General features: G+C 76.2%; 20 protein-coding genes. 10 read left to right on the top strand and 10 right to left on the bottom strand.

Going from position 1 to position 22,084, the window contains the following annotated elements; genetic code table 11:
- The first annotated feature begins 36 nt into the window (after positions 1-36).
- Complete coding sequence (locus ACFTZA_RS03550; RefSeq protein WP_378190849.1) at positions 37-915, top strand: TrmH family RNA methyltransferase; 879 nt, start codon at positions 37-39, stop codon at positions 913-915.
- 21 nt (positions 916-936) lie between these two features.
- On the opposite strand, the gene ACFTZA_RS03555 is transcribed toward ACFTZA_RS03550, so the two are convergent.
- From ACFTZA_RS03555 to ACFTZA_RS03570, 4 genes are all read right to left on the bottom strand, one after another.
- A complete protein-coding gene (locus ACFTZA_RS03555; RefSeq protein ID WP_378190851.1) occupies positions 937-1,647 on the bottom strand; it encodes an esterase/lipase family protein in 711 nt (236 codons plus the stop codon).
- Positions 1,644-2,420 carry an alpha/beta fold hydrolase gene (locus ACFTZA_RS03560; protein ID WP_378190853.1) on the bottom strand — a complete coding sequence of 259 codons (777 nt, stop codon included), beginning with the start codon at positions 2,418-2,420 and terminating at the stop codon, positions 1,644-1,646. The genes ACFTZA_RS03555 and ACFTZA_RS03560 overlap by 4 nt, the downstream gene beginning before the upstream one ends.
- 96 nt (positions 2,421-2,516) lie before the next feature.
- On the bottom strand, positions 2,517-2,966 hold the full coding sequence (locus tag ACFTZA_RS03565) for an SRPBCC family protein (protein ID WP_378190855.1): 450 nt from the start codon (positions 2,964-2,966) through the stop codon (positions 2,517-2,519).
- Between the two features lie 109 nt (positions 2,967-3,075).
- Positions 3,076-3,723 carry a hypothetical protein gene (locus ACFTZA_RS03570; protein WP_378190857.1) on the bottom strand — a complete coding sequence of 216 codons (648 nt, stop codon included), beginning with the start codon at positions 3,721-3,723 and terminating at the stop codon, positions 3,076-3,078.
- Positions 3,724-3,821: 98 nt separating this feature from the next.
- On the opposite strand from ACFTZA_RS03570, the gene ACFTZA_RS03575 reads away from it, so the two are divergent.
- From ACFTZA_RS03575 to ACFTZA_RS03595, 5 genes are all read left to right on the top strand, one after another.
- Positions 3,822-4,676 carry an endonuclease/exonuclease/phosphatase family protein gene (locus ACFTZA_RS03575; protein WP_378190859.1) on the top strand — a complete coding sequence of 285 codons (855 nt, stop codon included), beginning with the start codon at positions 3,822-3,824 and terminating at the stop codon, positions 4,674-4,676.
- Between the two features lie 59 nt (positions 4,677-4,735).
- Positions 4,736-5,623, top strand: coding sequence for an ABC transporter ATP-binding protein (locus ACFTZA_RS03580; RefSeq protein WP_378190860.1), 888 nt, complete (start codon positions 4,736-4,738; stop codon positions 5,621-5,623).
- A 119-nt stretch (positions 5,624-5,742) separates the two neighbouring features.
- The gene (locus ACFTZA_RS03585; RefSeq protein ID WP_378190862.1) at positions 5,743-6,747 is read left to right on the top strand and encodes an ABC transporter substrate-binding protein; all 1,005 of its coding nucleotides are present in this window, start codon (positions 5,743-5,745) and stop codon (positions 6,745-6,747) included.
- Positions 6,748-6,796: 49 nt separating this feature from the next.
- Positions 6,797-8,893, top strand: a complete 2,097-nt coding sequence (locus ACFTZA_RS03590) for an iron ABC transporter permease (protein WP_378190863.1) — start codon at positions 6,797-6,799, stop codon at positions 8,891-8,893.
- Between the two features lie 80 nt (positions 8,894-8,973).
- Positions 8,974-9,984 (top strand): siderophore-interacting protein, encoded by a 1,011-nt coding sequence (locus ACFTZA_RS03595; protein ID WP_378190866.1) that lies wholly within the window; start codon positions 8,974-8,976, stop codon positions 9,982-9,984.
- Positions 9,985-10,018: 34 nt separating this feature from the next.
- On the opposite strand, the gene ACFTZA_RS03600 is transcribed toward ACFTZA_RS03595, so the two are convergent.
- Positions 10,019-10,600 carry a YbaK/EbsC family protein gene (locus ACFTZA_RS03600; protein ID WP_378190868.1) on the bottom strand — a complete coding sequence of 194 codons (582 nt, stop codon included), beginning with the start codon at positions 10,598-10,600 and terminating at the stop codon, positions 10,019-10,021.
- Positions 10,601-10,689: 89 nt separating this feature from the next.
- Complete coding sequence (locus tag ACFTZA_RS03605; protein WP_378190870.1) at positions 10,690-11,253, bottom strand: YbhB/YbcL family Raf kinase inhibitor-like protein; 564 nt, start codon at positions 11,251-11,253, stop codon at positions 10,690-10,692.
- 301 nt (positions 11,254-11,554) lie between these two features.
- On the opposite strand from ACFTZA_RS03605, the gene ACFTZA_RS03610 reads away from it, so the two are divergent.
- From ACFTZA_RS03610 to ACFTZA_RS03620, 3 genes are read left to right on the top strand one after another with little or no spacing between them, the layout of a single operon-like run.
- Positions 11,555-12,505 carry a hypothetical protein gene (locus ACFTZA_RS03610; protein WP_378190872.1) on the top strand — a complete coding sequence of 317 codons (951 nt, stop codon included), beginning with the start codon at positions 11,555-11,557 and terminating at the stop codon, positions 12,503-12,505.
- Positions 12,502-14,166 carry a DNA polymerase Y family protein gene (locus ACFTZA_RS03615; RefSeq protein WP_378190874.1) on the top strand — a complete coding sequence of 555 codons (1,665 nt, stop codon included), beginning with the start codon at positions 12,502-12,504 and terminating at the stop codon, positions 14,164-14,166. The genes ACFTZA_RS03610 and ACFTZA_RS03615 overlap by 4 nt, the downstream gene beginning before the upstream one ends.
- Positions 14,166-17,897 carry an error-prone DNA polymerase gene (locus tag ACFTZA_RS03620; protein ID WP_378190876.1) on the top strand — a complete coding sequence of 1,244 codons (3,732 nt, stop codon included), beginning with the start codon at positions 14,166-14,168 and terminating at the stop codon, positions 17,895-17,897. The genes ACFTZA_RS03615 and ACFTZA_RS03620 overlap by 1 nt, the downstream gene beginning before the upstream one ends.
- 1 nt (position 17,898) lies before the next feature.
- On the opposite strand, the gene ACFTZA_RS03625 is transcribed toward ACFTZA_RS03620, so the two are convergent.
- The 3 genes from ACFTZA_RS03625 to ACFTZA_RS03635 all read right to left on the bottom strand — a co-directional run bounded on the left by ACFTZA_RS03625 (position 17,899) and on the right by ACFTZA_RS03635 (position 20,306).
- Positions 17,899-18,297, bottom strand: a complete 399-nt coding sequence (locus ACFTZA_RS03625) for a hypothetical protein (protein ID WP_378190878.1) — start codon at positions 18,295-18,297, stop codon at positions 17,899-17,901.
- 39 nt (positions 18,298-18,336) lie between these two features.
- Complete coding sequence (locus ACFTZA_RS03630) at positions 18,337-19,140, bottom strand: serine protein kinase RIO (RefSeq protein ID WP_378191422.1); 804 nt, start codon at positions 19,138-19,140, stop codon at positions 18,337-18,339.
- Between the two features lie 338 nt (positions 19,141-19,478).
- Positions 19,479-20,306: a metal-dependent hydrolase gene (locus ACFTZA_RS03635; RefSeq protein WP_378190879.1), complete on the bottom strand. Its 828-nt coding sequence runs from the start codon at positions 20,304-20,306 to the stop codon at positions 19,479-19,481.
- A gap of 194 nt (positions 20,307-20,500) precedes the next feature.
- Between ACFTZA_RS03635 and ACFTZA_RS03640 the strand changes: the two genes are divergently transcribed.
- Positions 20,501-20,938 (top strand): hypothetical protein, encoded by a 438-nt coding sequence (locus ACFTZA_RS03640; RefSeq protein ID WP_378190881.1) that lies wholly within the window; start codon positions 20,501-20,503, stop codon positions 20,936-20,938.
- A 3-nt stretch (positions 20,939-20,941) separates the two neighbouring features.
- Here ACFTZA_RS03640 and ACFTZA_RS03645 read toward each other — a convergent pair whose 3' ends face one another.
- Positions 20,942-22,084: a glutathione-independent formaldehyde dehydrogenase gene (locus ACFTZA_RS03645; protein WP_378190883.1), complete on the bottom strand. Its 1,143-nt coding sequence runs from the start codon at positions 22,082-22,084 to the stop codon at positions 20,942-20,944.

The following is a 22,084-nucleotide window of genomic DNA, read 5'->3' on the forward strand; positions in this document are numbered from 1 at the left end:
CCCGAGCACGTCCCGTGCGCTGGGAGAATCGTCCCCGTGAGCGGACCCGACCTCCCCGGAGTGCACGTCGTGCGCGTGACCGACCCCGCCGACGAGCGGCTCGCCGACTACACCCGGCTGACCGACGTGGCCCTGCGCGCCAAGCACGAGCCCGAGAAGGGCCTGTACATCGCCGAGAGCTCGACCGTCATCCGGCGCGCGCTCGCCGCCGGGCACCGGCCGCGCTCGTTCCTCATGGCCGAGCGCTGGCTCGCCGACCTCGCCCCCGAGATCACGGCGCTCCCGGTCGACGACGCCCCCGGCGGCACCGGCGAGGCCGTCCCGGTCTTCGTCGGCGAGCCCGACGTGCTCGAGGCGATCACCGGGTTCCACCTGCACCGCGGGGCGCTCGCGGCCATGCACCGCCCGCCGCTGCCTAGCGTGCACGACCTCGTGACCGGTGCACGCGACGGCGCGGGCGCACGCCGCGTCGCGGTGCTCGAGGACGTCGTGGACCACACGAACGTCGGCGCGATCTTCCGCTCCGCGGCAGCGCTCGGCGTCGACGCCGTGCTGGTCTCGCCGCGCTGCGCGGACCCGCTCTACCGCCGGTCGGTGCGCGTGAGCATGGGCACGGTGTTCCAGGTGCCGTGGACGCGGCTGGAGTCGTGGCCGGGCGGGCTCGCGGCGCTGCGCGAGGACGGCTTCACCGTCGCGGCGCTCGCGCTGTCCGACGATGCGGTGAGCCTCGACGACCTCGTCGCCGCGGCGCCGCAGCGGCTCGCGCTCGTGCTGGGCACCGAGGGCGACGGGCTCTCGCGCGGGGCGGTCGAGGCGGCGGACCGGGTCGTGACGATCCCGATGGCCGGGGGAGTGGACTCGCTCAACGTCGCCGCGGCGTCGGCCGTCGCGTTCTGGGCGACGCGCGTGCCGTGACCTGTGCCGGTCGCGCCGCGGTCAGGTCGTGGGCGCTCCGGCGTCCTCGAGCCGGCCGACCTCGCGCACGACGACCTCGACGAGCGACGGGTCGCCGAGCGGCCGGAAGTGGCCGGACAGCGGCAGCTCGACGTTCGTGGCGCCCTCGAGGCGCCCGGTCTCGGGGATGTGCGGGTCGAACCGCGGGTAGACCGCGGTGATGCGGGCGTCGACGGCGCGCTCGGCGGCGAGCGCGAGCAGCGCCGCGTTCGTGGGGGCGAAGGATCGGAGCGTCCGGCCCAGCAGGTACTGCGCGTAGCGCGACCCGCGGAACGGCGTCGCGACGGCGACCATCCCCGCGACGTGCGCTCCGGCCGGCGAGAGCATGACCGTCTTACCGATCAGGCCGCCCTTGCTGTGCGCCACGAGCACCGCGCCGTCCAGCCCCGAGCGGGCGAGGAATCGCGCGGCGAGCTCAGCGCCCTGCGCGACGGGGCGGCGGTTGTACCCGAGCCCGGGCACGACGTGCACGGGGTGCCCGGCGTCGGCCAGGGCGCGCGCGGCCGGCGCGAGGAACTGCCACGTCTCGTATACCCCGGGCAGCAGGACGACGGGCGCGCGCCCGCCGGGCCCCGTCGGGACGGGACGACGGGGGTGCACGGCGTGCTGGACCTGGCGGGCCGCGGCGTACGCGTAGTCGGTCGCCCGTTCCCGCAGGTGCAGCGCCGCCCAAACGTCCCGGAGGGACCTCATCGCAGCGCACGCGCGGCGTCGAGGACGGCGCGGACGACCGCGCCGGGGTCGGTGTCCATCGCGTGGTGGCGACCGCGCACCTCGCGGACCTGACCGTGCGGCGCCGCCGCGGCCAGCTCGCGGGCCCAGGCACGCGGCGCGACGGGGTCGTGCTCGCCGCGCAGCACGAGGACGGGCCCCGGGACGCGCGGCAGGACCTCCTCGAGGTGGTGGTCCAGCATGCGGCCGACCTGGTGGGCGTAGTAGGGCACGGTGCAGCGCAGCACGTAGTCGACGGCGAGCGTCGCGAGGGCGCGGGGCCGCTCGCCGTACGCGTCCCGCGCGAGCCGCAGCGCCTGGCGCGCCGCGGTGCGCGCCTGCCGGTCCGCCGTCGGGCCGACGAGCACCCCCGCGGGCGCGGCGTCCGGGTGGTCGGCCATCGCCTGGCCCACGACCTGGGCGCCCATGGAGTGCCCCACGAGGACGACGCGCGGCGGCGCGGTCGCGACCGGCACGGCGCCGAGGACGCGCTCGCGCACGTAGGCGGCGACGACCGCCGCGTGCTCCTCGACGGGGACGTCACGGCGCGCGCGGGGTGCAGCGCCGAACCCCGGCAGGTCGAGCGCGTGCACGACCGTCGCCGGGGCGGGGGCTCTCCGGAGCAGCTCGTCGCGCACCGGGTCGAAGGCGCGGGACGACGAGCCGACGCCGTGCACGAGGACCACGGCCAGCCCGGGCGTCGCGGCGCCGTGGACGTGGGCGACGGCGGTCAGGCCGTCGTGGGCGAACCGCACGTCACCGGCACGACGACGGAGCGGGCCCCGCAGGACCCGCTCCGTCGTCGTGCCGACCCGCGTGCGGCGGGCGCGGCGGCGTGCAGTGCGCGTGGCTCAGCTCACGTCGCCGCGCCACGCGCCGGTCTCGACGCCGCGCGACTCGATGAACTCCTTGAACCGGGCGAGGTCGCCCTTGACGCGGCGCTCGTCGAGCTGCAGCGCGTCACCTGCCTTCTCCACGACGCCCTCCGGCGACCAGTCGAGCTGGACCGTCACCCGCGTCTCGGCGTCGCTGAGCCGGTGGAACGTCACGACGCCCGCGTGGTCCGGGCCGGAGGTGCTGTTCCACGCCACCCGCTCGTCCGGGTGCTGCTCGGTGATCTCGGCGTCGAACTCGCGCTCGACCCCGCCGATCTTGGTCCGCCAGTGCGTGTGCGTCGCGTCGAGCTGACGGATCTCCTCCACGCCCTCCATGAAGCGGGGGAACTCCTCGAACTGCGTCCACTGGTCGTAGGCCGTGCGGACCGGGACGGTGACGTCGACGGACTGGGTGACCGTGCTCATCGGTGATACCTCCTGTGCTGTGGCGGGCGGTACCGCTCCACTCTGACCCGGGACGTGCCTGCTCGCGACCGCAGGACGGACGGCACGGCGGCGCCGCCGTCTCCCGACCTCACTCGATGTGGCTCGACGGGTCCCCGGACGCGGGGCTGGCGCTGGTGCGGGCGCCGAGCGGCTCCGTCGTGCCGTCGTCGTCCTCGTGCATCTGCCTGCGGTCCACGACGCCGAGCTCGTCGAGGAGGAACAGGAACGCACGCGCGTAGGGGTTGTCGTCGACGCGCTCGCGCACCTCCACCCAGTCGACCTGCTCGCGCATCGCGCGCGCGACCGGCAGCAGGCGCGAGAAGTCGCAGTAGTGCTCGCCGACGACGCGCAGCTTCGACGTCATGATCTCCGTCGCCGACAGCACGGGCATGCGGACCGCCAGGACCTCGATCTCGTCCGTGCGGGCCAGCAGGTCGTCGTCGATCGGCTCGCCGACCATCCGGTAGAGCACGTCGACGAGCTCGCCCCCGTGGTACGCCTTGAACAGCCAGTTCTCGGTCGGCTCCGTGATCTCGAGCCCGGCGGCGCCCAGCACCTCCCGCGCCCGGTCGACGTCGACCTCGCGGATCGCGAAGTCGGCGTCGTGGCTCGGTTCCGGGGCGCCGCGCGCCCACGCCGCGTACCCGCCGACGAGCGCGTGCGGGATGCCGGCCTCGGCGAGCGCCGCCGCCGTGAGCCGCAGTCCGTCGTGCAGGGCTTCCCTGTCGTCCACCATGCCCAGGGTCTACACCACGCGGCGCGCGCTGGCACGTCACGTCCTCGGTCCGGGTGGTGGACGTGCGACGACGCACGCCGGTGCCGACAATCGTGACGATGCGCCTCGCGACGTTCAACATCCTGCACGGGCGGTCGACCGTCGACGACCGGGTCGACGTCGACCGCTTCGCCGACGCGGTCCGGTCGCTCGACGCCGACGTGCTCGCGCTCCAGGAGGTCGACCGCGACCAGCCGCGGTCGCACCGCGCCGACCTCACGGCCGTCGCCGCCGAGGCGGCGGGCGCCGCCGACCACCGGTTCGTCGCGACGCTCGTGGGGGAGCCGGGCGTGTGGTCCGCGCCCACGGGCGAGCACCAGCCGGGCCAGGCGGCGTACGGTATCGCGATCGTCAGCCGGTACCCGGTGCTCGGGTGGCGCACGGTGATCATGCCGCCCCCGCGCACCCGCATCCCCGTGCGGTTCCCGGGCAGCCGCCTGCCCACGCTGGTGCGCGACGAGCCGCGGGCCGCGCTCGTCGCCACCGTGCAGGCCCCGGCGGGCCGGGCGACGGTGGTGTGCGCGCACCTGACGTTCGTCCCGGGACGCAACCTCACGCAGCTCGTGCGGCTCACGCGGTCGCTCGCCGCCGACACCCCGCACGGCGAGCCGGTGATGCTCCTCGGCGACCTCAACGTCGACGCCCCGCAGGCCGCGCGCGCCAGCGGCTGGCACCCGCTCGCCACCGCGCACACCTTCCCGGTCGAGTCACCGGCGCGCCAGCTCGACCACGTCCTCGCGCACGGCCCTGTGCGCGCGACCGGCCCGGCGCACGCCGTGGACACCGGCCTGTCCGACCACCGGGCGCTCGTCGTGCAGGTCGCCCTCGGGGGGGAGCACCACGCGTCGCCGACCCGGTCCCACGCCGCGGACGAGGACCGGGCGCCGGCCGCGCCCAGCCGTGACGCGGAGTGACGTCGGTCGCACCTGCGGGGACTGGTCAGCGCCGCGCGCCATAGATTAGCCTCACCTTCGTGAGCCAGACCTTAGTGACAGCCGAGCCGGTCGCGACGGTGCGCCCCGCGGCGCTCGCGGGCCGCGACCTGCGTCTGTCGTACGAGGCCCGCACCGTCGTCCACGGCGCCGAGCTCGAGCTCGCGCCCGGGGCCGTCACGGCCCTCGTCGGGCCGAACGGGTCCGGCAAGTCGACCCTCCTGCGCTCGCTCGCGCGCCTGCACCGTCCCGACGCGGGCTCGGTCGCGCTCGACGACGCGCCGGACGCCCTGGCGCTGCACCCCCGGGACTTCGCGCGCCGCGTCACGCTGCTGTCGCAGAGCCGCCCGACGCCGAGCGGCGTGAGCGTGCGCGACGTCGTCGCCTACGGGCGCCACCCGTACCGCGGCCGCTTCCGCTCGAACGACCCGGACGGCGCACAGGCGATCGCGCACGCGATGGACGTCACCGGCGTGACCGCGATGGCCGACCGCGGCGTCGACGAGCTGTCGGGCGGCGAGCTCCAGCGCGTGTGGCTCGCGACGTGCCTCGCGCAGGACACGCGCGTCCTGCTCCTCGACGAGCCGACGACGTACCTCGACCTGCGGTACCAGGTGGAGCTGCTCGACCTCGTCCGCGACCTCGCGGGCGAGCACGGCGTGGCCGTCGGCGTCGTGCTGCACGACCTCAACCAGGCCGCAGCCGTCGCCGACCACGTCGTGCTCCTGCACGACGGCGTCGTGCGCGCCTCCGGCCGCGCCGCGGACGTGCTCACGCCCGGGCTGCTGTCCGAGGTGTACGGCATCCGCGTCGACGTCTACACCCACCCGCTGACGGGCCGCACGTGCTGCGAGCCGCTCGGCCGGCACGGGACGCGCCCGGCCGCGTCCGCGGGTGCACGGCCCTCGGGGGCGGACGCCCTCGCCTGACCTCCGGCGCGGTCCGCCGCGCCGTCCACGACCCGCACGGCGGGCAGCACGCCCGGCACCGGCGCTCCACGCGTCGCGCACCGACGGCGTGCGCACCCCACGAGAAGAAGGACACACCGATGCGCTCCACCCGACACCGCGCGCTCGCCGCGGGCACCCTGGCCCTCGCCACGACGCTGGCGCTCGCCGCGTGCGGCACCACGGAGGACCCGGCCGACGCCGCGTCCGACGGCCGCGACACCGCCGAGAGCGCCGCGTCGACGGGTCCCGTGACGTACACCGACGAGCGCGGCGAGCACACGCTGGACGCCCCGGCGACGGACGTCGTCTCGCTCGAGTGGGGCCTCACGGAGAACCTCGTCGCGCTGGGCGTCGAGCCCGTCGGCCAGGCCGACGTCGAGGGCTACAACACGTGGAACACCGTCGCGCCGATCGACGAGGGCACGCCCGACGTCGGCACGCGCGGCGAGCCGAGCCTCGACGCGATCTCGGCGCTCGAGCCCGACCTCGTCGTCACGACGACGGACCTGCCGGACAACGTCATCACCCAGATCGAGGAGATCGCGCCCGTGCTCGCGCTGCGCGGCTCCGACGGCGAGGACCCGATCGGCTACATGCGCTCGACCGTGGAGACGCTCGCCGAGGTGACCGGCACGCAGGAGGAGGCCGAGGTCGCGCTCGAGGAGTTCGACACGACGGTCGACGACGCGACGGCCGCGATCGACGAGGCGGGGCTCGCGGGCGCCGAGTTCACCATGGCGGACGGCTGGATCGCGAACGGCACCGTGTCGATCCGCATGTACACGCCCGGCTCGTTCTTCGGGGCGCTCGGCGAGGAGATCGGCCTCGTGAACGCCTGGACCGAGGGCGGGGACCCCGACTACGGGCTCGCGCAGACCGACGTCGAGGGGCTCACCCAGCTCGGCGACGTCCAGTTCGTCTACGCGGCCAACGAGGCCGACGGCGACCCGTTCGCGGACGGCCTCGCGGGCAACGCGGTGTGGGAGCAGCTGCCCTTCGTCGCCGCCGGCGACGTGCACCGCATCCCCGACGGGATCTGGATGTTCGGCGGCCCGCTGTCGGGCGAGGCGTACGTCGACGCGCTCGTCGACGCGCTCGCCTGACCGCACGCCGGACGACCGGGACACCGAGGACGAGGGCACGACGGCAGCCATGACCACGACGACCCCCGCCCGGCCGACCTCGACGGCGGCGCCGGCCGCGCGCACGTCGCGCCTCGGCATCACGGCGGCGTTCGTCGCGGCCGGGCTGCTCGCCCTCCTGCTCGCCGCGGTGCACCTCGCGCAGGGCACCGCGGCGGTCGGTCCGGCGGACCTGCTGCGCCTGGCGACCGGCGCAGGCGCGGACGAGACGGTCGCCGTGCTCGTCGCGTCCCGCGTGCCGCGGCTGCTCGCCGGCCTGCTGATCGGCGTCGCGCTGGGCGTCGCGGGCGCCGTCCTGCAGTCCGTCGCCCGCAACCCGCTCGCGTCGCCCGACACGCTCGCCGTCAACGCCGGCGCCTACGTCACGGTCGTCGCCGTCGCGGCGTTCGGGCTGAGCGTGCCGTTCTACCTCCAGGGCGGGCTCGCGTTCCTCGGCGGGCTCGCCGCCGCGGGGTTCGTCCTCGTCCTCTCGCGCGGCGGCGCGGACGGCCCCACGCGCCTCGTCCTCGCGGGCTCGGCCATCATGCTGGCCCTGCACTCGCTCACCGTCGTGCTGCTCGTGCTGTTCGAGCAGGAGACGGTCGGCCTGTTCGCGTGGGGCAGCGGTTCCATCGTGCAGTCGGGCACGCGCACCGTGACGCTCGCGGCCCCCGTCGTCGTGGTCGGGGTGCTGGCCGCGCTCGCGCTCACGCGCCGGCTCGACCTGCTCGGGCTCGGGGACGACGCCGCGAGCGTCCTCGGCGTCGACGTGCGCCGCACGCGCGTCGTCGCCGTCCTCGTGGCCGTGCTGCTCGCCGCGATCGCCGTGACCGTCGCGGGGCCCGTCGGGTTCGTCGGCCTCGCGGCACCGGTGCTCGCGCGCCTCGTCGCACGCACGGTGCCCGGTCTCGGTCGCCACGCCCTGCTGCTGCCGTTCGCGGCGCTCGTCGGCGTCGTCGTGGTGCTCGGGGCCGACGTGCTCCTGCGCCTCCTGCTGCCCGGCACGACGTCCATCGCCGTGCCCACGGGCGTCGTCACCACCGTCCTCGGCGCCGGCCTGCTCGTGTGGCTCGCGCGCCGGCTGCGCGACGCCGGGCCGGGTGCCGGGGGCGGGCGCGGCGCCCTGGGGCGGCTGCGCTCCCGCACCACCTTCCTCGTGGTCGTCGGCGCGCTGAGCGTGCTCGTCGTCGCGGCGACGGTGGCGGCCCTGCTGCTGGGCGACCGTCTCGTGCTGCTCGGCGACGTCGCGAACTGGTGGAGCGGCGCGGCGGGACGTCAGGTCTCGTTCGTCCTGGACCAGCGCCTGCCGCGCGTGCTCGCCGCCCTGCTCGCCGGTGCCGCGCTCGCGCTCGCCGGCACCGTCGTGCAGGCGGTGTGCCGCAACCCGCTCGCCGAGCCGAGCCTGCTCGGCGTGACGTCCGGGGCGGGCCTGGGCGCGGTGACCATGATCCTGCTCGTGCCGGGCGTCGGGATCTGGCCGATGTCCGCGGCCGCAGCCCTCGGCGCCTTCGCCGTCTTCGGGCTCGTGTACGGGCTGTCGTACCGGGGCGGGCTGAGCTCGGACCGGCTCGTGCTCATCGGCATCGGTGCGCAGGCGGGCGTCACGGCGCTCATCACGCTCGTGGTCGTGGTCGTGGCGCCCTGGGACGTCAACCTCGCGCTCACGTGGCTGTCGGGGTCGACGTACGGTCGTTCGCTCTCCCAGGTGGTCCCGGTGGCGGTCGTGCTGCTCCTCGTCACGCCCCTCGCGGTCGCCCTGCGCCGCGACCTCGACGTGCTCGCGCTCGACGAGGACACGCCCCGCGTCCTCGGCGTCGCGCTCGACCGCACGCGCCTGCTCCTGCTCGCGGCGGCCGCGCTGCTCACCGCCGCGGCCGTGTGCGCCGTCGGCGTCATGGCGTTCGTGGGCCTCGTCGCGCCGCACGCCGCCCGTGCCCTCGTCGGGGCGCGGCACGGGCGCGTCGTGCCCGTCGCGATGCTCCTCGGCGCGCTGCTCGTGTCCGTCGCGGACACCCTCGGCCGGTTCGTCATCGCTCCCGCCCAGATCCCGGCCGGCCTCGGCACGGCCCTCCTGGGTGCGCCGTACTTCGTGTACCTGCTCTGGCGCAGCCGTGGGCGCGGAGCGTGACCGGGATCACCGCACCCGGACGGAGGTCGGGCGCCGCGGAGGTTGACCCGACCCGTGCCGGGCAGGTTAGCCTCACCTGTGTGAGCCAGACCGTCGCCGCCCCCCGGGCCGCCCGCCGCGCCCCCGCGCGGCCCGCCGCCCGGACGAGCAAGCCGTGGTGCTTCTTCGACGTCGAGGTGGCGCGCGTCGAGCAGATCACGCCGAGCTACCGCCGCTTCACGTTCACCGGCCCCGAGCTCGAGCACTTCGCGGACCCGGGCCGCGACGTGCGGATCAAGTTCGTCCTGCCGGCGCCCGACGGCGGCTACGAGCACCTCGTGCGCGACGCCGACGAGTGGTACGCCGCGTGGCGGGCCCAGCCGGAGCAGCGGCGCAACCCGCTGCGCACGTACACGACCGTCGCGGTGCGCCCCGAGGTGCGCGAGGTCGACGTCGACGTCGTGCTGCACGGTGACGGCGGCCCCGCCTCGCGGTGGGCGATCTCCGCCGAGCCCGGCACGCGGCTCGTCCTGCTCGGCCCCGACGCGCGCTGCGACGGGCCCGTCGGCGGCATCGAGTTCCGCCCGCCGGCGCGCGAGCACGCGCTGCTGCTCGCGGGCGACGAGACCGCGCTGCCCGCGATCGCCGCGATCTGCGAGGACCTGCCCGAGGCCGCGTGGGGCGAGGTGTACGTCGAGGTGCCGCACGCGGCGGACGCGCGCGAGCTCGTCGCCCCGCCCGGTGTGCGCGTGACGTGGCTCGGTCGCGACGCGGCGGACCCGTCGCCGGCTGCCGGGGGCTGCGCGCACGGCGCGCTGCTCGTGCCGGCGGTCAAGGAGGCGGCCGCGCGCATGCTCGCCGCGGGCGTCCTCGCGACCGACCCGCCCACGCAGTGCGCGACGGCGGAGGACTTCGAGGACGTCGACGTGGACGCGTCGATCCTGTGGGAGGTGCCCGGCCTGCTCGAGGAGGACACCGTCCTGTACGCGTGGCTCGCGGGCGAGGCGGGCTGCATCAAGACGCTGCGCCGCCACCTCGTCGCCGAGCTCGGCGTCGACCGCCGCGCCGTCGCCTTCATGGGCTACTGGCGCGAGGGCCGCGCCGAGAGCTGAGGGCGACTCGGCCGGTCCGGGCCGTCGTCGGCGTTCAGCCGACCGGCACGGCCAGGTCGTCGACCACCTCGACGCCCGGCAGGCGGGCGAGCAGCGCGCCCGGCAAGAGGAGCTTCGAGCGGCGCACGCCGCTGCCGATCAGGGCGGGCTCGCCGTCCTGCACGACCCGTGCGTCGACGAGGACGCGCCACGCGGCGGGCAGCCCGACGGGGGTGATGCCGCCGTACTCCATGCCGGACTCGGCCGTCGCGCGGTCCGTCGGCAGGAACGACGCCTTGCGCACGTCGAGCAGCTTGCGGATGCGGGTGTTGACGTCCGCGCGCGTGTGCGCCCGGACCACCGCGGCGGCGATGCGCTCGTCGCCCGCGCGCGTGCCGCCGACGACGACGCAGTTCGCCGACGCCTCGACCGGCAGGGAGAACGCCTCGTTGAGCGTCGCGGTGTCGGCGAGACCCGGGTCGATCTCGGTGACCGCCACGGCGCCGGCCACGTCCGGGTCCGCGTCCGCCCAGCGACGCAGCGCGTCCGCCGTCGTCGGTGCGACGAGGTCGAGGTGGTCGAGCGCGGGCTCCCACCGCAGCGAGCCGAGCGTGGGCAGGGTGGTCCGTGCGTCCATGGGGTCCTTCCGCGGTGGCGCGACGTCGGGGACGTGCCGACTGTACTCGTCTCGCCGTCCCGCAGAAGGGGAGGAGTGCGACGCCGGTGTCAGCCCTCGGCCTGGTAGGTCACGGTGAGGGTCGCGCGCGCGAGCGTGTGGAAGAGCGCGTTGAACGCGACCGCCGTCGGGGTGGCGTCCGGGCCGAGCCCGGCCGTGTCGGCGAGCGAGTCGACGTCGAGCGCGTGGACGGCGAAGACGTAACGGTGCGGTCGGTCGCCGGGCGGCGGGGCGGCGCCCGTGTAGCCGAGGCCGCCGCCGTCGTTGCGGACGTGGAACGCGCGCTCGGGCAGGCCCGACCCGTCGGGGGCGCCGGCGCCGGCCGGGAGCTTCGTCTCGGAGACGGGGACGTCGGCCAGCGTCCAGTGCCAGAAGCCCGCGGGCGTCGGGGCGTCGGGGTCGAAGCAGCTCACGACGAACGAGCGCGTGCCGTCCGGGAAGCCGGACCAGACGAGCGCGGGGGACGTGTTCCCGCCGGAGGCGACGTGCGCGTCCGGCATCGTCCCGCCGTCGGTCACGTCGGTGCTCTCGAGCGTGAAGAGCGGTACCTGCGGCAGGAGGGAGTACGGGTCGGGGGCAGGGGGACGGGAGTCGAGCTGCACGTGGGTGGCCATGCCCCCCATCGTGCGGGCCGTGCCGGGCGCCCGCATCCGCGCCTGCGGCGCGTGCCGACGCTGCCGACCGGCCGAGTCTCCGGTGGCGATCGAGTGCTCTGAGAGCTCGGACCTTCGAGCGCAGGTCGAGGGTTCGAGGGGTGCGAGCGGGACGGATCGGGCGAACCACCACGGCCCGCCCGGCCGGAGTTGACACGCTCCGAGACGTGGCCGAACACTGGAGGTGTTCGAACAGGCGTTCGAACACGACGTGGCCATGGGCAGGGCGCCGTCGTGGGCACAGCACCACCTGGAGGCGAGCATGAGCGTCCTCGCCGACCCGGCCGAGCGGTCCGACCGTGCGGCGAGGGCCCGTGCCGCACTGCTCCGGGCGGAGGAGCGGACCGGGGTCCGTCGGCACGACGCGCGACCGCCGCTCGCGACCCCGTCCCTCACCTCACCGCACCCTGCCGCACCGTCCTTCGTCGCCACGGCACCTGCCGTCGTGCCCACCGGTGCACCGTCCGGCCCCCGGCCCGCTCCCCGGTCTGCGGTCCCGGTCCGGCGCACCCCGCGCGCCACCGGGCCCGACGAGCGGTCCTGGCCCGTGCACGAGGCGCTCGCGCCCCTCCTGCCCACCGGGGCGCTCGAGTGCGGGACCGTCCTCGCCGTGCGCGGCTCGACGAGCCTGCTGCTCGGGCTCGTCGCGGAGGCGTCGGCGGCCGGGGCGTGGACGACGGCGGTCGGCTTCCCCGAGGTCGGTCTGCTGGCCGCCGCGGACGCGGGCGTCGACCTCGGCCGGCTCGCCCTCGTGCCGCGGCCGGGACCGGACGCGGCCGTCGCCGTCGCGGCACTCGTCGACGGCATGGACGTCGTGGTCGTCGGGCCCGCGGCGGCCCTCACGGACGCCGACCGCCGTCGTGTCGTCGCCCGGGCCCGTGAGCGGGGGACCGTCCTCGTCGCCGCGACCACGTGGCCGGGCGCGCACGTCGCGCTCAGCGTCACGGGCGGGACGTGGTCGGGCGCCGACCACGGGGCCGGGTGGCTGCGCCGCCGCACCCTGCGCGTCGAGCGCGCCGGCCGCGCGGGCGCCTCGCGCCCGGTCCGCCTCGAGGTCGAACTGCCGGTGAGCCGCGCGGGCTGGCCGGCCTACCTCGTCGAGCAGGAGGCCGAGCGGGACGCCCGGCGGGAGCTCGTGCGGAGCGGGGGCGGCCGCCCGGGCGACGGCGCGCCCGCAGCCGCGGAGCAGACCGGGCTGAGGCTCGTCGGATGAGCGGGCACCCGACCCGCACCGCCGCGCTGTGGGTACCGGACTGGCCCGTCCTCGCCGCGATGGCGGTCCGCGAGATCCCGCCCCACGTGCCCGCCGCGACGCACGACGGGCGCCGCGTCGTCGCCGTCTCCGCCCCCGCCCGGGCGGCAGGCGTGCGCCGCGGCATGCGCCGCCGCCGGGCGCGGGAGTGCTGCCCCGAGCTCGAGATGCTCGACGTCGACGACGCGCGCGACGCCCGCGAGTTCGAGCCCGTCGCGCTCGCCGCCGAGACCGTCGTCGCGGGCCTGGAGATCACCCGTCCCGGCCTGCTGCTCCTGCCCGCGGGCGGCGCGAGCCGCTACCACGGCTCCGACACGGCGCTCGCGGAGGCCCTCGTCGCCCGGGTCGTCGAGCGCACGGGCCACGAGGCGCAGGTGGGGGTCGCGGACGGCATCCTCGCCGCGGTGCTCGCGGCGCGGTCGTCGGCCGTGGTGGCGCCCGGTGCGTCGGCCGCCTTCCTCGCCCGGCGGCCCGCGGGCGACCTCGTGCACGTCGCGACCCGCCCCGACGTCGCCGTCGCCGTGACCGACCTCGTGCAGCTCCTCGACCGGCTCGGCGTCCGCACGCTCGGGGCGCTCGCGGCGCTGCCCGCGGCCACCGTCGAGGGGCGCTTCGGCGAGACCGGGGCGTGGGCGCACCGCCTCGCACGCGGCGAGGACCTGCGCCCGCCGGCGCGGCGGCGCGTCGAGCCGGACGTCGCCGTCGCGACCGAGCTCGACCCGCCCGCCGAGCGCGTCGACGTCGCGACCTTCGCCGCGCGCCGGCTCGCGGAGGACCTGCACGACCAGCTCGTCACGCGCTCGCTCGTCGCCGGCCGGATGCGGATCACCGCGCGCACCACCGAGGGCGGCGCGCTCGAGCGCACGTGGCGCCTCGACGGCCCCGCGGGCGTGCTGAGCCCCGCGCGCATCACCGACCGGGTGCGCTGGCAGCTCGAGGGCTGGCTCACGACGGCGTCGGTGCGGGCCTCCGGGCGCGGGGCCGCCGGCAGCGCCGCCGTGCCCGACGGCGCCCCGCTCGCCCACCTCGCCCTCACCGCCGAGGAGGTCGTGCCCGCGGGCGCCGAGCAGCCGCGCCTGTGGGGCGCGTCGAGCGGCGAGGACCAGCGCGCCCACCGGGCCCTCGGCCGCGTCCAGGGCCTCCTCGGCGGCGACGCCGTGCTGCACGTGCGCGTCCAGGGCGGGCGCGACGCCGCCGACCGCGTCTACGTCGTGCCGTTCGGGGAGGACGTCGCGACGCCGCGCGACCCCTCCCGGCCCTGGCCCGGGGCCCGTCCCGGCCCGGCGCCCGCCGTCGTGCCCGGGGCGCCCCCGGACGTCGTCGTGCTCGACGCCGCCGGCCGGCCCGTCGTCGTCGACGTCCGCCTCGCCATGAGCGGCGAACCCGCGGTCGTGCGGTGGCTCCCGGACCCGCTCGGCACCCGGGGCCGTGCCCAGGGCGACGACGCGCCCCCGCCGGACGCCGCCGTCGTCGACTGGGCCGGGCCGTGGCCGCTCGCCGAGCGCTGGTGGGGACCCGCGCCCCGGCGGTGCGTGCACCTGCAGGTGCTGCTCGACGACGGGCGCGGGCTCCTCCTCGCGAGCGCCCAGGGGCGCTGGACCGTGGAAGGGGTGTACGACTGATGCCGCGCACCCCCCGGTACGCCGAGCTCCACACGCACTCCGCGTTCAGCTTCCTCGACGGCGCCTCCCACCCCGAGGAGCTCGCCGCTGAGGGCGCGCGCCTCGGCCTGTCCGCCCTCGCGCTCACCGACCACGACGGCCTGTACGGCGTCGTCCGCTTCGCCCAGGCAGCCGCCAAGGTGGGGCTGCCCACGGTGTTCGGCGCGGAGCTGCACCTGCCCGTCCTGGCCGGCCCGGGGGACCGGGCGCCGTCCGGCAGCCCCGTGCTCGACCCGCCGACGGGCGTGCCCGACCCGCGCGCGACCCACCTGCTCGTCCTCGCCCGCGGCCCGCAGGGGTACCGGAACCTGTCGAGCGCGATCGCCACCGCGCACCTCGCGACGGGGACCAAGGGCGCCGCCGACTACCGGCTCGAGCGTCTCGGCGAGCAGGCGGACGGCCAGTGGCTCGTCCTCACTGGGTGCCGCAAGGGCGCCGTGCGCCGCGCCCTCGCCACCGAGGGCCGCGCCGCCGCCCGCCGCGAGCTCGACCGGCTCGTCGCCGTCTTCGGCGCCGGCAACGTCGCCGTCGAGATCACCGCCGACGACGACCCCCGCACCGCCGACCTGCACGCCGCGCTCGCCGACCTCGCCGCCGACGCGCGGCTCCCGCTCGTCGCGACGACCGCCGCCCACTACGCCCGCCCGGCCGACGCCGACCTCGCCGGGGCGCTCGCGGCCGTCCGGGCGCGCTCCTCGCTCGACGACATGGACGGCTGGCTGCCGGGCGCGCCGACGGCGCACCTGCGCTCGGCGAGCGAGATGCTGGCCCGTCACCACCGGTTCCCCGAGGCCGTGGCGACGGCCGCCGCCCTCGGGGACGAGTGCGCGTTCGACCTGAAGCTCGTCGCGCCCCGGCTGCCGCCCTACCCGGTGCCGGACGGGCACACCGAGACCACGTGGCTGCGCGAGCTCGTGCGGCGCGGGGCCGAGGACCGGTACGGCTCGCGTCCGGGACAGGGCGGCGACGAGCGCGTCCCGGGCGCGTGGGCGCAGATCGACCACGAGCTGAGGGTCATCGAGGAGCTCGGCTTCCCCGGGTACTTCCTCGTCGTGTACGACCTGGTGGAGTTCTGCCGGGTCAACGGCATCCTCGCGCAGGGGCGCGGGTCCGCCGCCAACTCGGCCGTCTGCTACGCGCTCGGCATCACCGCCGTCGACGCCGTGCGCCACGGCCTGCTCTTCGAGCGCTTCCTTGCGCCCGAGCGCGACGGTCCGCCGGACATCGACGTCGACATCGAGTCCGAGCGGCGCGAGGAGGTCATCCAGCACGTCTACGCCCGGTTCGGGCGCACGCACGCCGCCCAGGTCGCGAACGTCATCTCCTACCGCCCGAAGTCCGCGGTGCGCGACGCCGCCCGGGCGCTCGGGTACGACGTCGGCCAGGCGGACGCGTGGAGCAAGTCCATCGAGCAGTGGGGCTCCCTGCGCGGCCCGGACCCGTCGTCGCCGGCGGCCGACCGCAAGGCCAAGGAGAAGGCCATCGCGACGAAGACCGCCGTCAAGGACGCGCGCGTCACGGCGCTGTGGGGCCCGTCGCCGCGCGTCGTCGACCCTCTCGCCGAGGAGCAGGGCGACGCGCGCACCGAGGGAGGGAGGGGGGACGGCGCCGGGTCGTGGGGGGCCTGGCAGGCCGGAGCGAGGGACGAGCGGAGGCGGGTAGACCCGGCGCCGTCTCCCCGGACTCCCGTGGCCGACCACGGTCGCGGTGGTGACCCTGTGGTCGACGAGGTGCTGCGCGCGCACGACTCGCACGACGTCGTGCCCGCGCACCGCCCGCCGTCGGCCGCGGAGGACGGCGAGATCCCCGGCGAGGTGCTCGACCTCGCCGACCGGATGCTGCGCCTGCCGCGGCACCTCGGGATCCACTCGGGCGGCATGGTCATGTGCGACCGGCCGGTGATCGAGGTGTGCCCGGTGGAGTGGGCGCGCATGGAGGGCCGCACGGTCCTGCAGTGGGACAAGGAGGACTGCGCGGACGCGGGGCTCGTGAAGTTCGACCTGCTCGGTCTCGGGATGCTCACGGCGCTGCGCATCGGCTTCGGCCTCGTCGAGCGGCACGAGGGGTCGCACCTCGAGCTGCACACGCTGCCGGAGGACGACCCGGCGGTGTACGACCTGCTGTGCGCGGCCGACACCGTGGGGGTGTTCCAGGTGGAGTCGCGCGCACAGATGGCGACGCTGCCGCGCCTGCGCCCGCGCCGGTTCTACGACATCGTCATCGAGGTCGCGCTCATCCGGCCCGGGCCGATCCAGGGCGGGTCGGTGCACCCGTACATCAACCGGGCGCGGGGGCGGGAGAAGGTCACGTACCTGCACCCGCTGCTGGAGAAGTCGCTCGGCAAGACGCTCGGTGTGCCGCTGTTCCAGGAGCAGCTCATGCAGATGGCGATCGACGTCGCGGACTTCACGCCCGCGGAGTCCGACCAGCTGCGCCGTGCGATGGGCTCCAAGCGGTCGGTCGAGCGCATGGAGGCGCTGCGCGAGCGGCTCATGGCGGGCATGCGGAGGAACGGGGTCGACGACCCGGTGGTCCGTGAGGAGATCTACGACAAGCTCAAGGCGTTCGCCGACTTCGGGTTCCCCGAGTCGCACGCGTACTCGTTCGCGTTCCTCGTCTACGCGAGCTCGTGGCTCAAGGTGCACCACCCGGCCGCGTTCTACGCCGGGCTGCTCGCGGCGCAGCCCATGGGGTTCTACTCGCCGCAGTCCCTCGTGGCCGACGCCCGGCGCCGCGGCGTCACGGTGCTGCGCCCGGACGTCAACGCGTCCGACGTCGAGGCGACGGTCGAGCGGCTGCCCGACCACGGCCCTCGGCGGTCCCCGCCCCCTCCCGCTCGTGCCGAGCCTCCGCGGATCGACACCGCGTTCGGGCCGGAGCCGGACCTCGGGCTCGCGGTGCGGCTCGGGCTCGCGAGCGTGCGCGGGCTCGGCAAGCACGCCGCGGAGCGCATCGTCGCGGCGCGCGACGGCGGCGCGTCGTCGGGCGGCGAGGCGTCGGGCGGCGAGGCGTCCCGGCCGTTCCGGGACCTGCGCGACCTCGTGCGGCGCGTGGACCTCACGACCGCGCAGCTCGAGGGACTCGCGACCGCGGGCGCGACGGAGTCGCTCGGCGTGACGCGGCGCGAGGCGCTGTGGGCCGCGGGCGCGCTGTCCCAGGAGGGGCCGGACACGCTCCCGGGGGTCAGCGTCGGTGTCGAGGCCCCGACGCTGCCCGGCATGTCGGACGTCGAGACCGCCGTCGCGGACGTGTGGGCCACGGGCGTGTCCGCCGACTCCTACCCGACCCAGTACGTGCGCGACGGGCTCGACGCCGCCGGCGTGCTCACCGTCGCGGACGCGGTCCGTACCGCCGAGGAGATCGAGCGCGCGCAGAGCGGTCGTGACCGGACGGGGGAGCGGGCCGGGACGTTGCCGGGGTCGCGCGTCGCCGTCGGGGGCGTCGTGACCCACCGGCAGCGGCCGGGCACCGCCGGCGGCGTGACGTTCCTGTCCCTGGAGGACGAGACGGGCATCCTCAACGTCGTGTGCTCGCCCGGCCTGTGGCGGCGGTTCCGCAAGGTCGCGCGCACGTCCGCGGGCCTCGTCGTCCGGGGCCGGCTGGAGCGGGCCGACGGCGCGACGAACCTCGTCGCGGAGCACCTCGCTCCGTTGTCGCTCCAGGTCGCGACGACCTCGCGCGACTTCCGGTGACTCAGGCCTCGCGCGGGTCGAGGCGCACCTCGACGCACACCTCGAACGTGTCGCGGGCACGACGCAGCAGGTACCGGACGGTCGACGACTCCTGCTCGTTCGCCCACTCGTCGCGGTAGCTCCAGCGCACGCGCGCCCACACGAGCGCGTCGCCCACCTCCTCGACGTCCTCCAGGTGCGCCGCCGCGGCGACGAGCCCGCGCTCGCGGTAGCCGCGCGCCGCGCGCCGGGCGCTGTCACGGACCGCGTCCGGGTCGGGCACCACCTCGGACGTCGTCGCGTCCACGGCGAGAGCGGGGAACGCGTAGCTCTCGGCGATGGCGTCGAGGTCGCCCGTGCTCACGGCGACCCCGAAGGTCGCGAGGAAGGCCTGCACGTCGTCGCTGTCGTAGGACTCCATGCCCCCGTTCTACCGTGCCGCGTCCTCCCGTGCCGCCCGTCACCAGGCGTGGGCGAGGAGCGCGGCGAAGAGCTCGTCCGCGTCCGCGTCGAGCCCGCGGGCGGCGAACCACGAGGCCATCGTCCGGCAGTCGCGCAAGAGCAGCTCGGTGCCGAACGGGTTGGCGACGAGGTCCACGACCTGCGGCAGGTCGATGATCACGAGGCGGTCGTCGTCGGCGAGCACGTTGTACGGGGACAGGTCTCCGTGCGCGTAGCCGAGCCGCGCCATCACGGCCATGGCGTCGCGCACCTGGTCCCACCAGGACGCGAGGAGCTCCGCGTCGGGGCGGGCGCGGGCGAGCCGCGGCGCGGCGACGGGGGTGTCGTCGCCGCCCGAGCCGACGAACTCCATGAGGATCTCGGTCCCGTCGATCTGCACGGGGTAGGGCACGGGGACCCCGGCGGACCACAGCTCGACCAGCGCGGCGAACTCGGCCGCGGCCCACTGCCCGGCCGCGACCTGGCGGCCGTAGGAGGACTTGCGGTCGAGCGCGCGCCGGTCGCGCGTGCGACGCGTGCGGCGGTCCTCGGTGTACAGGGTGTCGCGCCGGAACGCGCGGTGGTCGACGTCCCGGTAGCGCTTCGCGGCGAGCAGCACCCGCTGCGCGGGGTCGCCGGGGACGGCGCGCTCGACGAGGAACACGTCCGCCTCCTTGCCGGTCTTCAGGACGCCGAGCTCGGTGTCCACGGCGGCGTCGGCGGTGACGACCCAGCCAGGTCGTGGCTCGGGTCCGCGCTGGCCCTTCTCGACGGCGGACCAGGTCGACCAGCGCTGGTCGTCGCCGAGCGCGGCGTCGAGCACCCCGCGCTCGGCGGCGTCGTCGTCGGCGTCGTGGCGGCGCAGTCGGCGAGGCGGGGGAGTGCGTGCGTCGCGCGCCCAGGTCGTCGGCAGGTGGGGGTACAGGTCGTGCAGGTCGTGCTCGGGCACGGTGGTGGCTCCTTGGGGCGGGGAGCGCACGGTGCCGGCCGGGCTGTGCCCGGCGGTCCGGCCGGTCAGCGGCTGGCGGCGCTCCCGAGGGTGGGTACACGGGCATGGCTCGTGCAGCTCATGGCCTTCCTCCTCTCCCTCGTGCCCGACGCGCGGGCGGCTCGGCTCAGACCGTCCCACCGGGACGCGCGGCCGGGCAACGGATTTACGGCTCAGAAGGCGACGGCGACGGCGGCGCCGACCGTCTCGAGCACCCGGTCCCAGGTGCCGTGCGTGTCGAAGCCCATCTGGTCGAGGGCCGACCAGATGAACCCGACGACGGCGTACGTCCCGACGGCGGTCGCGAGGATCCACTCGCGCACGGAGCCGGTCGAGCCGAGGAGCGGTAGCGCGAAGCTGCCGCTGGGGCGCCACACGTCGTCGACGACGAGGGAGCGGCGCACCCACCGGGGCGAGCGGACCTTGACCGGCCACAGCAAAGGCGCGCCGTTGGTCGTGAGCACGTCGCCGAGGATGTGCACGGTGACGCCGATGCCCACGGCGACGGGGAGCCAGTTCCACTCCTCGGGCGCGAACAGCGCGACGAGCACCGCCACGGTCAGCGACGTCAGCCAGGGCGCGAGCTTCCCGCGCCGCGTGAGCTTGAGCGCCTGGAGCGCGAGCGCGACGAGCAGGACGGCGAGCACGCCCGCGCCCACGTACACCGTGCCGAACGACGCCGTCTCGACCGTGACCAGCCCGGCGGCCCACGCGAGCGCGGTGAACACCGCGATGCCGAGGAACGAGTGCGTGCCCTGGCGGTGCCCACCCGCGATCGTCTCGACCGCGTCGGACACCCACTCGCTCACCGGCGGCAGCGAGTGGGCGAACGTGCCGTTGTGGTGGTCGGCGTCGGGCAGCAGCGCCGCGCCCGCGCACACGACGGCGCCGGTCATGACGCCCACGGACGACACGGTGTGCCAGCCGAGGGCGAACGGTGCGGTCGACGTCACGGCGATCCACGCGGCGGCTCCCGTCGCCGCGTGGTTGGCACCCATCATGGTTCGGCGGTCTCCTCGTCTTCGGACGGCCGCACGCGGGTGCGACGGTCGGATGTTCTGTCCGGAACGTCCGAACCCTACCGGTGTGCGCCGACATGCGGACGCACGGCACCGCAACGGAATAGTGTGCCAAGCGCCAAGACGTTGCCCATGGGCGCCGGGCGCGGCCGCGACGCGCGCCGTAGCCTCGACCGATGCGTCCTCGCGCCGCCTCCGCCGTCGGGCTCGCGACCCTGCTCGGGTCGTCGGGCGCGCTGCACCTCGCCCGGCCGCAGGTCCTCGAACCGTTGATCCCGCGCGCGCTCGGTCCGGCGAGGGCCTGGGTCGTCGGCAGCGGGGTGGCGGAGCTCGCGTGCGCGGCCGCGCTCGTGCTGCCGCGCACCCGCCGGCTCGGCGGAGCGGCGAGCGCTGCCCTGCTCGTCGGGGTGTTCCCCGGCAACGTGAAGATGGCCCTCGACTCCCGCCCCGGCGCCCGGGCCTGGGCCCGCCGACCCGCGGTCGCCTGGGGTCGCCTGCCGCTCCAGGTGCCGCTCGTCGCGTGGGCGCTGTCCGTGGCGCGGGAGATACCCGGGCCGGGTCCCGCGCGTGACGGCGCCCCCCGCCGCAGGCGAGGGGCGCCGACGTGCCGGTAACGGTCAGGCTGCGGGCTTGAGCAGCACCTTCGTCCAGCCGTCCTCGCGCGCGTCGAAGCGCGCGTACGCGTCCGGCGCCTCCTCGAGCCCGAGCTCGTGGGAGACGAGGAACGACGGGCGCGCCCGGCCCGCGACGATGAGGTCGCGCAGCTGGCGGTTGTAGCGCATGACCGGCGCCTGGCCGGTGCCCACGTGCTGGCCCTTGGTGAAGAACGTGCCGTAGTCCCAGCCGATCCGGCCCTGCTTCGCGCCCTCGTCGTTCGCGCCCGGGTCCTGCGGCACGTACACGCCGACGACGCCGATGCCGCCCGTCGCGCGCACGACCTGAACGAGGTTGTCGAGCACGAGCTCGGGGTGCTCCTCGCCGGACGGGTCGTGCGCCTGGTAGCCGACGGCCTCGACGCCGCTGTCGACTCCGCGGCCGAGCGTGGCGTCCATGATCTGCTCGACGGGGTCCCCGGCGGAGAAGTCGATCCCCTGCGCGCCGATCTCCTCGGCGAGACGCAGCCGGTCGGGCTCCTTGTCGACGACGAGCACGCGCGCCGCACCGCGGAGCATCGCGCTGTGCGCGGCCATGAGCCCGACGGGTCCGCCGCCGAAGACGGCGACGTCGTCGCCGGGGGAGACGCCGGCGAGCTCGGTGCCGTGCCAGCCCGTGGGGAAGATGTCGGACAGCATCGTGAAGTCGTTCTCGTGGTCCGTGCCCTCGGGCAGCTCGAGGAGGTTGAAGTCCGCGTAGGGCACGCGCAGGACCTCGGCCTGACCGCCGTCGTACGGGCCCATGTTGGCGTATCCGTAGGCGGCGCCCTCCATGCCCTCGGTCGGGTTGGTGCGCAGGCAGAACGACGTCCACCCCGCGGTGCAGTTGCGGCACGTGCCGCACGCGATGTTGAACGGGACGCTCACGCGGTCGCCGACCTGGACGCGACCGACGGCGTCGCCCACTTCCTCGACGATCCCCATGTTCTCGTGGCCGAGGACCTTGCCCTCCTCGACCGCGGTCCGCCCCTCGTACATGTGCAGGTCCGAGCCGCAGATGTTCGTGGTCGTGATCCGGACGAGGGCGTCGGTGGGCTCCTCGACCCGGGCGTCCGGAACGTCCGTGACCTCCACCTGGTTCGGTCCGCGGTAGACGACGGCGCGCAT

It is taken from the genome of Cellulosimicrobium sp. NPDC057127 (genome assembly GCF_042670945.1).
In the GTDB taxonomy this organism is placed as follows: Bacteria; Actinomycetota; Actinomycetes; order Actinomycetales; family Cellulomonadaceae; genus Cellulosimicrobium.

Coding starts and splice junctions, on each gene's coding strand:
- ACFTZA_RS03555 (WP_378190851.1), bottom strand. CDS start 1,647: ATGAGGTCCCTCCGGGACGTTTGGGCGGCGCTGCACCTGCGGGAACGG.
- ACFTZA_RS03565 (WP_378190855.1), bottom strand. CDS start 2,966: ATGAGCACGGTCACCCAGTCCGTCGACGTCACCGTCCCGGTCCGCACG.
- ACFTZA_RS03570 (WP_378190857.1), bottom strand. CDS start 3,723: ATGGTGGACGACAGGGAAGCCCTGCACGACGGACTGCGGCTCACGGCG.
- ACFTZA_RS03575 (WP_378190859.1), top strand. CDS start 3,822: ATGCGCCTCGCGACGTTCAACATCCTGCACGGGCGGTCGACCGTCGAC.
- ACFTZA_RS03585 (WP_378190862.1), top strand. CDS start 5,743: ATGCGCTCCACCCGACACCGCGCGCTCGCCGCGGGCACCCTGGCCCTC.
- ACFTZA_RS03590 (WP_378190863.1), top strand. CDS start 6,797: ATGACCACGACGACCCCCGCCCGGCCGACCTCGACGGCGGCGCCGGCC.
- ACFTZA_RS03600 (WP_378190868.1), bottom strand. CDS start 10,600: ATGGACGCACGGACCACCCTGCCCACGCTCGGCTCGCTGCGGTGGGAG.
- ACFTZA_RS03605 (WP_378190870.1), bottom strand. CDS start 11,253: ATGGCCACCCACGTGCAGCTCGACTCCCGTCCCCCTGCCCCCGACCCG.
- ACFTZA_RS03610 (WP_378190872.1), top strand. CDS start 11,555: ATGAGCGTCCTCGCCGACCCGGCCGAGCGGTCCGACCGTGCGGCGAGG.
- ACFTZA_RS03615 (WP_378190874.1), top strand. CDS start 12,502: ATGAGCGGGCACCCGACCCGCACCGCCGCGCTGTGGGTACCGGACTGG.
- ACFTZA_RS03620 (WP_378190876.1), top strand. CDS start 14,166: ATGCCGCGCACCCCCCGGTACGCCGAGCTCCACACGCACTCCGCGTTC.
- ACFTZA_RS03625 (WP_378190878.1), bottom strand. CDS start 18,297: ATGGAGTCCTACGACAGCGACGACGTGCAGGCCTTCCTCGCGACCTTC.
- ACFTZA_RS03635 (WP_378190879.1), bottom strand. CDS start 20,306: ATGATGGGTGCCAACCACGCGGCGACGGGAGCCGCCGCGTGGATCGCC.
- ACFTZA_RS03640 (WP_378190881.1), top strand. CDS start 20,501: ATGCGTCCTCGCGCCGCCTCCGCCGTCGGGCTCGCGACCCTGCTCGGG.
- ACFTZA_RS03645 (WP_378190883.1), bottom strand. CDS start 22,084: ATGCGCGCCGTCGTCTACCGCGGACCGAACCAGGTGGAGGTCACGGAC.